Origin of the sequence: Actinoplanes regularis (assembly GCF_900188005.1) — a bacterium.
In the GTDB taxonomy this organism is placed as follows: Bacteria; Actinomycetota; Actinomycetes; order Mycobacteriales; family Micromonosporaceae; genus Actinoplanes; species Actinoplanes regularis.
The window spans coordinates 126,465-139,326 of the sequence record NZ_FZNR01000022.1; the positions used below are offsets into that span (position 1 = coordinate 126,465).

Genomic DNA, 12,862 nt, shown 5'->3' on the forward strand with positions numbered 1-12,862 from the left:
CGTGTCTCCTTCAGCAGCTGCCTGCCGCGCGTAGCCGACGCAGCGTCGGGTCCGGCTCGGCGCCGACCGGCGCGAGCCGGAGTTTGGCGTCCACCGCGATGACGCCGCCGGGACCCGCGAGCACCGGGTTCAGATCGAGTTCGGCGACCTCGGGGAGGTCCTCGGCGAGCCGGCCGAGCCGTAGCAGCAGGTCCTCGAGCGCGGCCGTGTTCACCGGCGGGGCACCGCGGAAGCCGGTGAGCAGGGGCGCCGAGCGCAGGTCACGCCACATTCGCCCGGCGTCCAGGTCGGTGAGCGGGACCAGCCGTAGGCTGCGGTCGCCGAGCAGGTCGGTCCGCACGCCGCCGAGGCCGAGCACCACGACCGAACCGAACAACGGATCGTGGACGACACCGGCGTACAGCTCGACCGGCTCGTCGATCTGCTTCTGCACCAGGACGCCTGCGCCGGCCCGGCCGGCGGCGGCGACGGTCGGGAAGGCTGCCCGCACCGCGGCCGGGTCGGTCAGGCCGGTCCGCACGCCGCCGGTGTCGCTCTTGTGGACCAGGTCGGGGTCCGCGGACTTGAGCACCACGGGGTAGCCGGCCTGATCCGCGGCGGCGACCGCGGCGTCGGCGTCGGCGACGGTCACTGCGGGAAGGACAGGGATTCCGTAGGCCGTGAGGATCTGCGCCGTCCGGCTGTAGGGCAGCCATCCCGCGCCGGCTGCCAGGGCCTGGTCAACCTCGGCCCGTGCCGACGCGGCGTCGACGCCGGCGAGGTCCGGACGCCGGCCGAGCGGTTGCCTGCGCCATTGGGCGTACGCCGCGGCGTGGCCGAGCGCCCGCACCGCCCGTTCCGGCACGTCGTAGATCGGGGCTTCGCGCTGGCCCAACCTGGCCGGGGTGTCCGGGCAGCCGGCGAGTGTCACCGCGATGGTCAGGTCGGGGTGCGCGTCCACGACGGGTGCGAGCGCGGAAAGGATCTCGCCGGGCCGGTTCGCCCGTGTTCCGATGATGACCAGGAGCACCGCATCGGCCTCGCCGCTGTCCGCGACGGTGGCGGTGGCCGCCGCGAAGGCCGCGGGTGACGTGCCGGCGCCGAGGTCGATCGGGTTGTCGAGGCTCGTGGCGCCTGGTGCGGCTTGCTCGAGCAGCAGGCGGGTCGCGGAGTTCAGCGCGGCCACGGTGAGCCCCGCGGTCTCCGCGGCGTCGGCGGCGAGCACGTTGAGGCCGCCGGCGTTGCCGACGACGGCCAGGCGACGTCCGGTGGGCAGGGGCTGATCGGTGAGGATCCGCGCGGCGTCCATCAGGTCGCCGAGGTTCTCCGGCCGGATGACGCCGGCCTGGGCGAACAGCGCGTCGACGGTGCTGGCCGGGGCTGCCGCGGCGGCGGTGTGTGAGGCGCCGGCCCGCCGGCCCGCGTCGGAGCGGCCGCTCTTGAGCGCCAGGACCGGCTTACGGCGGGCGAGGGCGCGGACGGTACGGGCGAACTTGCGGGGGTTGCCGAATGATTCGAGGTAGAGCGCGACCGCTGTGGTGGCGGGGTCGTCGTACCAGTAGGCGATGAGGTCGTTGCCGCTGACGTCGGCCTTGTTACCCAGCGAGACGAAAGTGGAGATGCCCGGTCCGGTGCGGATGGCGTTCTCCAGCAGCGCGATGCCGACGGCGCCGGACTGTGACGCGACCGCGAGCCCGCCCGGTGGCGGAGGCGCGGGGGCGAAGCTGGCGTCGAGTCGCACGCGTGGATCGGTGTTGATCACGCCGAGGCAGTTGGGCCCGACCAGCCGGATGCTGTGGGCGCGAGCCAGCCGGAGCACCTGCTGCTGGCGGCGAACACCGTCCGGACCGGCTTCGCCGAGTCCGGAACTGAGGATGACGGCGCCGCGGACACCCGCGGCGCCCGCGTCGGTCAGGACGCCCGGGACCTCGTCGGCGGGCACCGCGATGACCAGCAGGTCGACCGGTCCGGGCAGCTCTCTGACGCAGCGGTAGCCGCCGATACCGTCGACGTCGGAACCGGTGCGGTTGACGGCGTACAGGGCGCCGGGGAAGCCGTAGTCGCGCAGCGCGAGCAGGGTTTCCCGGCCGATGCCGCCGGGCCGGTGGCCGGCGCCGACCACCGCCACCGCGGTGGGCGAGAGCAGCGCTCGCAGCGAGGCGCGTTCGGCGGTCCGGTCCCGGCTGTCGATGGTGAGCTGCGTCGCGTCGTCGACGTCAATGCCGAACCCGACGTCGACGACGTCGTAGTCGAACCGGGACCAGGCCTGAGCGCTCAGGCTCTTGGCGACGCGCAGCATCTTGCTGTTGCCCAGCAGAACCTCGCCGACCAGTTCTCTGATGCCACACCGGCGGGCCCGGTACGCGAGATGCTCCAGCAGCAGGGTGCCGATCCCACGGCCCCGCTGCGGCTCGGCCACGAACAGGGCGAACTCCGCGCGGTGGCCGATTCGCTCACAGGAGGTGACTCCGACGAGGTCGTCGCCCTCGAAGGCGAGGACCGCCAGGTGCTGATCGGTGTCCGGCAGGCACATCCGGTCCACCTCGGCTGCCAGGGCACTGGAGCCGGGCCGGGTGAAGAACCGCAGGCGCAGGTCGTCCGCCGAGGCCGTGTCGTACAGCGCCGCGAGCGCGCGACGGTCGGTGGGGCGGGCGGGCCGGAGGGTAACGATCCCGCCGTCGGCGGTGAGCGCGTCCACGCCATAGCCGGCCGCTTCGACCGTGGTCATGGCTGCCGGCCAGAGGGAACGGTCCACCGCTGCGCCTCCCACCTCATGGCGAACTTACCGCTGGGCGGCGCCGGATCACCCAGCGGGCCAGTTCGTCGGCGCCCCAGACGATGATCGGGAACGGGGCGATGACGGCGAGTTGGGTCCAGCTGAGCGAGGCGGTGCCGAAGATGTGCTGCAGCGGTGGGGTGTAGATGACGGCTGCGGTGAAGACCAGTTCGAACAGGATGCCCCACAGCAGCAGCGGATTGGTGAACAGTCCGATGGTGAACAGGGACGCCCGGTCGGTGCGGGCGGCGAACGCGGTGCCGATCTGGCAGGCGACGATCCCGGCGAACGTGATCGTGGTGGCCTGCAGGTAGGCGTGATGCAGGCCGCTGCCGGGTCCGGTGGGGTCACCGGGATGCCATCCGGCCTGCCACAGGGTGTAGAAGTAACCGCCCATGACCAGGACCGCGGAGACCCCGCCGAGCAGCAGCCAGGCTCGCAGCAGCAGGGTCCGGCCGATCACTCCGGTGGTACGCGGCCGGGGCGGGCGGTTCATCAGGCCGGGCTCAGCCGGTTCGCGACCGAGCGCCAGCGCGGGCAGGGTTTCGGTGCCGAGGTCGATCGCGAGGATCTGCAGCACCGTCAGCGGCAGCGGGACCGCCCCACCGGACAGCGCGAAGATCAGGAACGGCACCACCTCGGGTACGGCATGGGCGAAGATGTAGAGCACGAATTTGCGGACGTTGTCGAACACCCGCCGGCCGGCGTCGACGGCAACGACGATGGTGGCGAAGTTGTCGTCGGTGAGCACCATGGTCGCGGCTTCGCGGGCGACATCGGTGCCGGAGCGGCCCATCGCCACGCCGATGTCGGCGTGGCGCAGTGCCGGGGCGTCGTTGACGCCGTCGCCGGTCATCGCCACGATCTGTCCGCCGGCGCGCAGCGCCTCGCAGATCCGTAGCTTCGCCTCAGGTGAGGCCCGGGCGAACACGATCTCGTCATGACCGGCCAGCAACTCATCGAGGCTGGTGTCGCTGAGCTGGTCCAGCTCCTCGCCGGCGACGATGCGGCCGCCGTCGCGGCCGACACCGACCTGGTGCGCGATCGCGGCCGCGGTGGGCCCGTAGTCGCCGGTGATGACGTGGATGCGGATGCCGGCCTGATGCGCGCTGGCGACGGCCTCCGCGACGCCGGGCCGGGCAGGGTCGACCATCGCGGCCAGGCCCAGCAGCGTCAGCCCGGCTTCGGCGTTCTCGCGTCTCGCCGGTGCGGACTCGCCCGGGTCGAGGATCCGCTGGGCGACGGCGAGGACACGCAGGCCGCCGGCCGCGTACCGGTCCAGGCTATGTTGCAGTTCGCGGCGCGCCGCATCGTCGAGTGGTCGGCTGTCGCCGTCCGGGCCGAGCAGGTGCGTGCAGCACGGCAGTACCGTCTCGGGCGCCCCCTTGGTGCGTACGGCGAGGATCCCGGCTGTTTCGTCCACGACGGACATCCGCTTGACGTGACCGTCGAAGTGAAAGACGGCGCGGCGTCCCGAGTCCCGCGCGGCGGGGGTGACGGCCACGCCGAGATCCGCGGCCAGGCCTAGCAGGGCCAGTTCGGTGGGATCCCCGCTGCCGGGCTGAGTGCCGGTCGGTGGCTGGGCGGTCGTGCAGGATGCCGCGGCGGCCGCCAGGACGCCGGCGCGGGGGTCGTCGACCGGTCCGCCCGTGTCGAGTTCCGCACCGGGCAGCCAGATGCGGGTGACGGTCATCCTGTTCTCGGTGAGGGTGCCGGTCTTGTCGGTGCAGATGACGGTGGTCGACCCGAGGGTCTCCACGGCCGAGAGCCGTTTGACGACGGCGCCCTTACGGGCGAGTTCCCGGACGCCGGCGGCCAGCGCGAGGGTGATGATGGGCAGCAGCCCTTCGGGGACGTTCGCGACGATCAGGCCGATGGCGAAACCGATCGCGGCGCTCCAGCCGAGGCCGGCCCAGACGCCGATGGGCAGGAACGCCACCCCGACCACGACGGCGACGATGGCGATGATCCAGGTCGCCCTCCGGACCTGCGTCTCCAACGGGCTGCGCTGGGTGGGCCCGCGTTGCGACAGAGCGGCGATGCGGCCGAGTTCGGTGAGCATGCCGGTGCGGGTCACGACGGTGTGGGCTTCACCGCCGGTGCAGGTGGTGCCGCTGAAGACGAGGTCGTGCGCGTCCAGCGCCGAACCGGTCACCTCGGCGGGTTCGCTGGAGCGGACGACGGGCATCGATTCGCCGGTCAGCGCGGACAGGTCGACGGTGACGGCACCGTCGATGATGCGAGCGTCGGCGCAGACCCGATCGCCCTCGGCGACGATCAGGACGTCGCCGGGCACCAGGTCCCGGGCAGGGATCTCGGCATGGAGGCCGTCACGGACCACCCTGGCGGTCGCGGGCAGGAACGCGGCGAGGGCGTCAACGGCACGTTCAGCCTGCATTTCCTGCACGAAGGCGAACCCGGCGTTGAGCAGGATGACCGCGACGACGGCGATCGCCAGCGCCGGAGTGCCACCGGCCCAGGCCAGGGCAGCGGCGACGGCCAGCAGGATCGCCAGCGGCTGGGTGAACTGGGCGAGCAACTCGGCGGGCCAGCGCCGGACGGTACGCCGGGTCAGCCCGTTCGGTCCGTAGACGACGAGGCGGCGGGCGGCCTCGCGTCCGGCCAACCCCTGCGGCGAGGTCCGCAGGTCGCGGAACAGCTCCGCGAGCGGCTCCCGCGCGTTGACCTCGGCGCCGGCAGGCCCACCCGGTGGACCGGCGCCATCGCCCGAGACCCCGCGATCCTTGGGCGCTGCCGTCGTTGTCATTCGTCAGGCCCCTTCATGTTCCGGTGATGGCGGGGCGGGTGGGGCGCAGGCGGCCCGGGCCAGCGCGCCGGCCTAAGTGAGCCAGGTGTTGCGTCGTACCGCTGGGGTGACCGCCCACAAACAGCCGAGACCAAGGATGGTGCCGGCGCCCAGCAGAGCCAGAACCACGAGGACGACGGCGTAGATGAGGTGGCCGTCCATGAACGGGTTGCTGGACCGGGGGACAGCGGTCCACATCAGCGCGGTCAGCGCACCGCCGGCGCCCGCGGCGACCCGCAGGCCGATGCCGAGAATCGGCGATGTTGACCATCGCGCTCACGTTCCTTCGTACTTGGTCGTCGCCCATGTTTCCGCGGCACGTCGAACGCGATTACGGACGGAGCAGAAGGCGACGCTGTTCATCGGCCGGAGCACCCGCAACCGAATGACAGGCTGGTCAGCTCTGCAGCGTCACCCCGGCTGAGGGGGCGAAATCGACGGCGACGGGTTGGCAGCCACCGGGGTCTCGAGCGACAAGTCTCACCGTACACGCATTTCGCGGTGGCCGGCGTCGCCGGCCACCGCACCTCCAGCCACGGTGAGCAGGCGTAAGGTCAAGGTGTAGCTCTGGACCCCGGCGGCCGGCAGTTGGCCGTTCTAAGCACGTTGACGTCCTTCGTCGCTGCGGCGATCAGTTGCGTTTCTTCGCCCCCCGGGCTGGCTGTCCTGCGACAGCAGATGGTCGACAGGCGCGCCGAACGCCCCGCGTACGTCCGCCGCACCGACGAGGACCTACCCAAGATCCGTGACTGGACCTGGCCGGCCACATGGTCGAGGCAAGAAGGAGGCCTGTCATGGACAGCGACGCCCTGACCCACCCCACCGATCCTCAACTCGCCACCCATGCCCTGGCCGATGCGGCATCCGCCGCCGGGTACGCCCCGTCGATCCACAACACTCAGCCATGGCGGTGGCGGCTCGCCGGTGACACGCTGGATCTGCATCTCGTACGTAGCCGGATCCTGCAGGTCAGCGATCCTGACGCGCGGCTGGCGACATTGAGCTGCGGGGTCGCGCTGCACCACGCCCGCGTCGCAGTCGCCGCGCAGGGATGGCACGTCACGGTGACCCGGATGCCCCGCGACATCGGACCGGACCTGCTCGCCCGCCTTCATATAGAACGCCGAGCACTCGTCGACCCACCGTCGGTGCTGCACCTGCGAACCATTCCGTTGCGGCACACCGACCGGCGCCCGCTCACCGACACGCCGGTCGACCCGGCCGCTCTGGCCGCCATCACCGCGGCCGTCGAGACCCAGGACACCGCACTGCACACGCTGCGACCCGACCAGGTCCTCGAACTGGCCGCCGCCGCCGATTACGCACAGCGCAGCGAAGCGGCAGACCCCGCCTGGCAGGCCGAACTCGCCTACTGGACCGGCGCCGCCCGGCCGGCCGGGACCGGCGTCCCCGACGCCGTCATCCCCGATCGCGCCACACAGACCACGGTGCCGGGCAGGGACTTCGGCCACCGCGGTGAGCTGCCGGTCAGCGCCGAACACGACAAGGCGGCCGTGTTCGTCATGCTCTATGGCAACACCGACGAACCACTCGCCTGGCTACGTGCCGGCGAAGCGCTGTCGGCCGGCTGGCTCACCGCCACCGAAAACGGTATCTCCGTCGTGCCGCACAGCGCCCCGATCGAAGTGATCGCCACCCGCCAGGCGATGCGGGCGATGATCGCCAGCACCGGCTACCCCTACCTGGTATTGCGCCTCGGCACGATCGACCCGGCCGACACCGGCACGCCGCGCACCTCCCGCCAGCCCGCCGAACAAATCATCGACCGCGCCTGAACCGGCGCGAGCCTGTGTTCGAGCACCGTCCTGGCATTGACCGCACAGGTTCTGACGCCCAGGGTTGATCAGGCTTCAGCGGCGGTTCGAAGAACGAGGCGTGACGGTTTGATCCGGGCCCAACTGGCGCCTTACTCGTTCGTGGCGGGCCCCTACCGCGCATGTTGGTGATGTCGTAGCGTTCTGGGTGGCGTGAGTCCATGCTCACGATCTGTCGCTCCAGTCCCCGGCGGCGCACGTCTCCACGTCGCCCCCGGGGAGCCTCAGTGCCAGCCTTGACCCATCACGTTAGTTTCTGTCGGGCCGTCCGTCTGCGCGAATCCGCGTCACCCGGCCCGCCCGAAGGCCCAGAGCGACTGCGATGGCTGATCCGCCGGATCGCCGACAACGACCGTGATGCGTTAGCCGAACTGTTCGACCAGTACTCGGGCCTGTTGTCGCGCCGTTTACGCCGTCAGGTACCGGACCGGCATCGGGCCGCAGGCATTGTCGCGGGAACCTTCGTCGAGGTGTGGTGGCTCGCAGGATGCCATTTGGATCCGGACACCGATGCCATGGTGTGGATCGACGAGATCCTCCAACGACGCGTCGCGGACAGCCGGCCGGCCGCACCGTTATCGGCGGACCCAGCCCCGCCCGGCATGGGCCCACTCGGCGCACCGTCGACGCACGGCGTCGAAGTGGAACTCGCCGGGTTACTCAGCCGCCACCTGCGGGGCTTGTGGCGGACGCCATCATGATCGCAGCCGTGCACCCCGAGCCTGCACGGCTACCGGTGGCTGCTCGGCCTGATCTATCCGTACGTTGGTGCGGTGCGCGCGTCGCGGCTCAGCGCCCGGATGGTCGAGCGCGCCTACCGTGAGTTGGAAATCGCCGGTTACTCCCGCACCACCTTGCGGACTTTGCATCTTGTGTTGGCGAAGGCGTTCGAGGAGCAGGTTGACAGGACACTCAACGAAAACGCACTCGACCCGACAGCGTTCGAACGCATCATTCACCGCGTCCGTACCGCAATGCCGTCCCTCGACATCCCCACCAAAAGCTGGCTCGCTCAAGCCACCAAAATCCTCAACGAGAACCCGCCCAAACAGGGCCTGGCGCGAACGGACGCTAAACCTTGTCCGCCAAACGAAGCAAATACCATCGCCCGGAAGGTGGCTGGACTCCCCGCCGCCTATCCGCCTGCAGCCGGACTGCCTCGAATCAGCACAGTACATCAGGTGAAAGGCGACGAAGCAGAAGCAGTACTCATCTGTCTGCCCAGAATAAACAAAAGAAAGCCGATATTGGCAAAGGCAAAGCCAAGGCGGTCATGGAGGAATGGCTACAAGCTGACGACATGGACAGCGAAGCAATTCGCGTACTATACGTCGCAGCCACCCGCGCCCGCCGACTGCTCGCGATAGCAGTACCTGCCGAGTTCAAAGCCAGTGCTGCCGAATACACCAGAAGCGCCGGGGTCGCGGTAGTTGAGTGCTGACTGCCGAAGCCCGCGGGTCGGCACGCGCGTAAGCCGGTCACATCGGCGCGCCGGGAAACGCTGAGAGGATCCTTCTGTCGCAGCCTGCGGCGCATACGTGCAGGTCAGGTAGGATGAGTGCAGATTCGAAGAGGTGATGTGTGTGGACCCCTTTACTCGGCCGAGTATACTTATCGGCGACCTGGTAAAACGTTTGTTAGCACGTCGCTGGGCCTCCCAAATGCTGGGGGTCAAGGGGTCGCAGGTTCAAATCCTGTCAGCCCGACGCAGGTCAGAGGGTATATCCTATCGAAGGATATACCCTCTCTGCATGTCTGGGTGACTAACTGGGTGACTAAGCCCCAGGAGTGTCACCGGGACCGAAGATCCGGTCCATGGCCACCGCCCCGTTCAGCAGTACCGGCCGCAATTGGTGACGGTAGACGGTCTCGGTGATCGAGGTGCCGGAATGCCCACACAGGTCGGCGATCTCCTCGATGCTCATGCCGTTGTCCGACAACAGCGAAACGAAGCTGTGCCGCAATTCGCGCGGGGTCCAGTCGGCCGGATTCATGCCGGGAATGACCGCGATGATCGCGCGGAAGGCCCGCAGCACGTTGTGCCGGTCGAGCGGGGTACCGGCTCTGCTGGCGACGACGTAGTCGCCCGGTCGGGGATCTCCCTGTGCCGCATGTTGCGTTTCGAGGGCCCGGACGCAGCGGATGGGCAGGGCGAGTGATCGCCGTGACTTCTTGGTCTTGGTGTCGCCGTGGGCTCGCACCGAGTGCCATACGTGGATGGCCGGCGGAATCGGCGGATCGGCGTCCGGTCGTCCGATCAGGTCGACGTGCTCCCAGGTAAGTTCCCGCAGTTCCTCGGTGCGAGCACCGGTCAGCAGGGACAGGACCACGTAGGCGTGCAGGGTGCTCGACTCGGCAGCGGCGAGGAGCGCTTTGGCCTGCTCGTAGGTGAGTGACTTGGACGGTCGCCCAGCGGTACCGGTCGGAACCTTGCACAGGTCGACGACGTTGCGCATGACGTGGTTGCGGGCCATGGCCCGGGTGACGGCGCGGTTCAGTATCGAGTGCAGCAGTCGCAGTGTTCGGGTGCTGAGAATCTTGGCTTTGTCGGCGAGCCATCTGTCGACGTCTGTGGCAGTGAGGTCCCGCTGTTTGCGTGGGTCACGCAGCTTGCGTGCGCCGATCGCGGGGATGATGTGGCTGTTGGCGAGCAGGGTGTAGTTCTTGATCGTTTCCTGGTCGACGTCGGTGAGTCCGTAGGTGAGCCAGTCGGTGACGGCGTCGGCGACCGTGTAGCCGGTCGTGGCGATCGACATGCCGTCCTCATACTCGCGGATCTTCTGGCGTAGTGCGGTCCTATCCACCCGTCGATGCGGCTTCGGATCGACCACGGCTTCGAGCACCGGGACAAGCCCTACCTCGGCTGAGTACCTAACCGTTCTTCCGTACGTGTAACTGCTGCGACCAGAGTCGGCTCTGCCTGTGCCCAAAAGCGAGTGATGACGTGCTCCGGCCCGTAGCGTTGGCGGACCTCGCCGAGCCGGTCACTGACAGACAGGCTGTGCCCAGAAGGCCCAGTCGTCATGTCGGCGTACCAGAGAGCGTCCGTAACCGACGACTTTTCGTCGGTGAACTCCTCAGTCAAGAGACTGGCCAGACCGCGTTTTGTGGCTTCGAAAGTCGCACACGAGTGATACGCCACCAGGTCGGCCACTCGGCGAGGAATGCCATCCCGCAGGAGCTGCCGAGCCCCATCGAGCGAATGAAGACCGGTGTTGACGACGTGTGGCGCATATCCAACATCGTGGAGCCATGCAGCCGCGACCAGTACCTCGGCATCATCGGGGGACAGCATTGAGGCAACCCGAGTGGCCTTGGTTGCAACTGCCTGGACATGTCGCCAGCGCGTAGGTGGCGCTTCGGCAAGGTAGGACTCAGCGAGCATCGCGGCCCTCTTGATCAATTCGCTCACCACATCAGGTTTGCATGGAACCGTGAGTCGGACCAGCACACCGAGGGACGTCGTAAGACGTCCCTCCGACCTGAGGCCGGTCGGCTGCCGGTGTGACCCGACGACTGATGTGCGACGCGGATCTGCCAGGTGATGCGCGACAGGTGGTCTAGGAAATGATGGCGGTCCGCGGTCCTGGAGGTCAGGCTACCGGCCGGCGTGGTTCGCCAGCTGCTTCAGCCAACGCAGCGTGGCTTCGTCGGCCTGGACCACGCCGATGCCAGGATGGCGAGGTAGTTGTGGTCCGCTACCGACCAAGGCCAGCGCCCTTGCTGCGGCTGCCGTCCGGGCCTGCTCGTCGCCGAGTTTGTCGGCGAGTCGCGCACGTGCGACGTTCCAGCGAAAGATGGCGTCGTTGAACCTCAGGCTGCCACGTTCCGCGCACGCGGTCAGCAGCGCGTCCGCTTCCGCCAGGTGCTCTGCTTCGCCATGTTCGGTGAGCAGCTCGGCAAGCGAGAGCTCCGCCAGGTGGCTCGTGCCGTTCAGGGACGGCCATCGGCCGAGCAGTGTTCGGTAGTGCTGTTCGGCCACAGCAGCGTTGCCTTGCGCTCGTTCCAGGTCGCCGAGCAGCTCGGTGGCTGATGCCGCTTCAAAGCCCTCGGGATCAAGCGTCAAGACGCGTCGGCAGAGCTCCCGGGCTCCATCGACGACTCCCGCCCCGGCCAGGCTGACCGCTTTGATCCGAAGGTACTGACCGCGGCTCAAAGGCCGCGCTCTCGCGAGGCGCCGTTCGAACTCGGCTCGGGCCGACTCGTGCCACTCCGTCGTTCGGTACCAGTCGGTCGGCATGTCGCTCCCCTCGCAGTGACTGTGCTGACCCTATGAGCGCCGCCGAGGCTGGAGAGCAGGAATCGGTGAAGCGGCGCCGCAGATGAGGACACTGTGAAAGCCGGTCGGCTGCGATGCCGGATCTTGTTCAAACTTTCTGTACGTCTCTAAAACGGCCCTGAACGGGCCGCTCACGCCGCTGACCAGGGCGTCATGACCGCCGCCTGGCAAGCCGGGCGGCGGCGGCCATGCCATCGCCCGTCGGCTGGCGTGAAATGCGGACGATTACGGGCCGCTGATGGATCAGACAGGCTCAAACCGTGGAAGGCCGTCGACCAGCTCGGCGTAGGCCACGCGGTCGAGTGCCTCCGTCAGCCCGTCGCGCGGCGCAGGCTGTCGGTCAGCGCGGTTAGTGCGCCTCCGGCGGGGGCTCTCCGGATCCGGGATGCGCGCATCCCGTCACCCTTGACCCGGGCAAGCCGAGCAGACCGCCGCCGGCGCCCGCCGGCCTGGGTGCCGAGTGTCAAGGCCGTCTTGACGCGGCGGGCGCCGGCGGCAGCCCGCTCCCACTATGGGCGGGTCGAGGGTGACGGGATGTTAGCCGTCCGCGAGCCATCGGCGGCGGCGTAGCGAAGTCTCTTTGGATACAAGTACAGGATCAGACACTTCTATGGCGTCCCGAATTCTCGCCAGCGATGAATTGTTGGACAGGCCGACCTTTTTGAAGGAAACGCGTATCTCCCATTCAGAAGCATCCAAATTTTCGCCTGCGACAGTTAGCTTGATCCGAAACGCCCCCTCCCCCAAATAATCGCGCCCATCATTACGCTGAGGCCACCCAGCCAAACCCATGCCAAGATCCGGCCAAGGACTGACCAAACTCTTCTTTGCCGCTCGCTTCTTTTCGACATGAGCGACGTCTATTCGACGCTGCATCCCAGCCGGAAGATCAAGTTCTCCCGTCCTGACCTCTGACCATGAGAGTTCCCGAAGGGCAAGTGTGTTCTCAGGCAATACGGATCCCTTCTCGGGCTCCACTTTGGAGATAATCACTCGAACTTTTCTTGCCGTCTCTCGCCCTGGTCTGTTAGTAGCTCGGAGTCTTATCCAGACGCTACCCCAAGGGGGGCTCTCGTGAACGGCGATGTCCTCAGAGGCCGGTTTGTGAGTTTCTGGTAGTTCGTCATCGCTCGATGGCGTGGTGTTCCGGCTGGTCATGAGGCTTGCCAGTACCCGGCGACGTAGGG

10 protein-coding genes are annotated in these 12,862 nt (G+C 68.4%); 3 read left to right on the plus strand and 7 right to left on the minus strand.

Annotated elements, in window-relative coordinates:
- Positions 1-10 precede the first annotated feature (10 nt).
- From CHC09_RS36905 to CHC09_RS46795, 3 genes are all read right to left on the minus strand, one after another.
- Entirely contained in the window at positions 11-2,734 is a 2,724-nt protein-coding gene (locus CHC09_RS36905) for a bifunctional acetate--CoA ligase family protein/GNAT family N-acetyltransferase (protein ID WP_239138781.1), read from the minus strand.
- Positions 2,735-2,750: 16 nt separating this feature from the next.
- Entirely contained in the window at positions 2,751-5,522 is a 2,772-nt protein-coding gene (locus CHC09_RS36910) for a cation-translocating P-type ATPase (protein WP_089297907.1), read from the minus strand.
- 72 nt (positions 5,523-5,594) lie between these two features.
- Complete coding sequence (locus CHC09_RS46795; RefSeq protein WP_179277430.1) at positions 5,595-5,759, minus strand: hypothetical protein; 165 nt, start codon at positions 5,757-5,759, stop codon at positions 5,595-5,597.
- Between the two features lie 596 nt (positions 5,760-6,355).
- On the opposite strand from CHC09_RS46795, the gene CHC09_RS36915 reads away from it, so the two are divergent.
- The 3 genes from CHC09_RS36915 (at position 6,356) to CHC09_RS45740 (ending at position 8,763) form a co-directional block, all read left to right on the plus strand.
- Entirely contained in the window at positions 6,356-7,357 is a 1,002-nt protein-coding gene (locus tag CHC09_RS36915; protein ID WP_089297908.1) for an Acg family FMN-binding oxidoreductase, read from the plus strand.
- Between the two features lie 266 nt (positions 7,358-7,623).
- Complete coding sequence (locus CHC09_RS45735) at positions 7,624-8,097, plus strand: RNA polymerase sigma factor (protein WP_143232793.1); 474 nt, start codon at positions 7,624-7,626, stop codon at positions 8,095-8,097.
- Positions 8,098-8,169: 72 nt separating this feature from the next.
- Entirely contained in the window at positions 8,170-8,763 is a 594-nt protein-coding gene (locus CHC09_RS45740; protein WP_143232794.1) for a hypothetical protein, read from the plus strand.
- Between the two features lie 408 nt (positions 8,764-9,171).
- Here the strand turns inward: CHC09_RS45740 and CHC09_RS36920 are convergent, their stop codons facing one another.
- The 4 genes from CHC09_RS36920 to CHC09_RS45750 form a co-directional block, all read right to left on the minus strand.
- Positions 9,172-10,200, minus strand: a complete 1,029-nt coding sequence (locus CHC09_RS36920) for a site-specific integrase (protein WP_373872003.1) — start codon at positions 10,198-10,200, stop codon at positions 9,172-9,174.
- Between the two features lie 50 nt (positions 10,201-10,250).
- Complete coding sequence (locus CHC09_RS36925) at positions 10,251-10,781, minus strand: HD domain-containing protein (protein ID WP_089297927.1); 531 nt, start codon at positions 10,779-10,781, stop codon at positions 10,251-10,253.
- A gap of 213 nt (positions 10,782-10,994) precedes the next feature.
- Positions 10,995-11,636: a hypothetical protein gene (locus tag CHC09_RS45745; protein WP_143232795.1), complete on the minus strand. Its 642-nt coding sequence runs from the start codon at positions 11,634-11,636 to the stop codon at positions 10,995-10,997.
- 576 nt (positions 11,637-12,212) lie between these two features.
- A partial coding sequence (locus tag CHC09_RS45750; RefSeq protein WP_218827183.1) for a hypothetical protein occupies positions 12,213-12,862 on the minus strand: 650 nt, incomplete at its 5' end.

Bases quoted from the DNA above. Each gene is read 5' to 3' on its own strand.
- CHC09_RS36910 (WP_089297907.1), bottom strand. From the start codon at position 5,522: ATGACAACGACGGCAGCGCCCAAGGATCGCGGGGTCTCGGGCGATGGC.
- CHC09_RS46795 (WP_179277430.1), bottom strand. From the start codon at position 5,759: ATGTGGACCGCTGTCCCCCGGTCCAGCAACCCGTTCATGGACGGCCAC.
- CHC09_RS36915 (WP_089297908.1), top strand. From the start codon at position 6,356: ATGGACAGCGACGCCCTGACCCACCCCACCGATCCTCAACTCGCCACC.
- CHC09_RS36925 (WP_089297927.1), bottom strand. From the start codon at position 10,781: ATGCTCGCTGAGTCCTACCTTGCCGAAGCGCCACCTACGCGCTGGCGA.
- CHC09_RS45745 (WP_143232795.1), bottom strand. From the start codon at position 11,636: ATGCCGACCGACTGGTACCGAACGACGGAGTGGCACGAGTCGGCCCGA.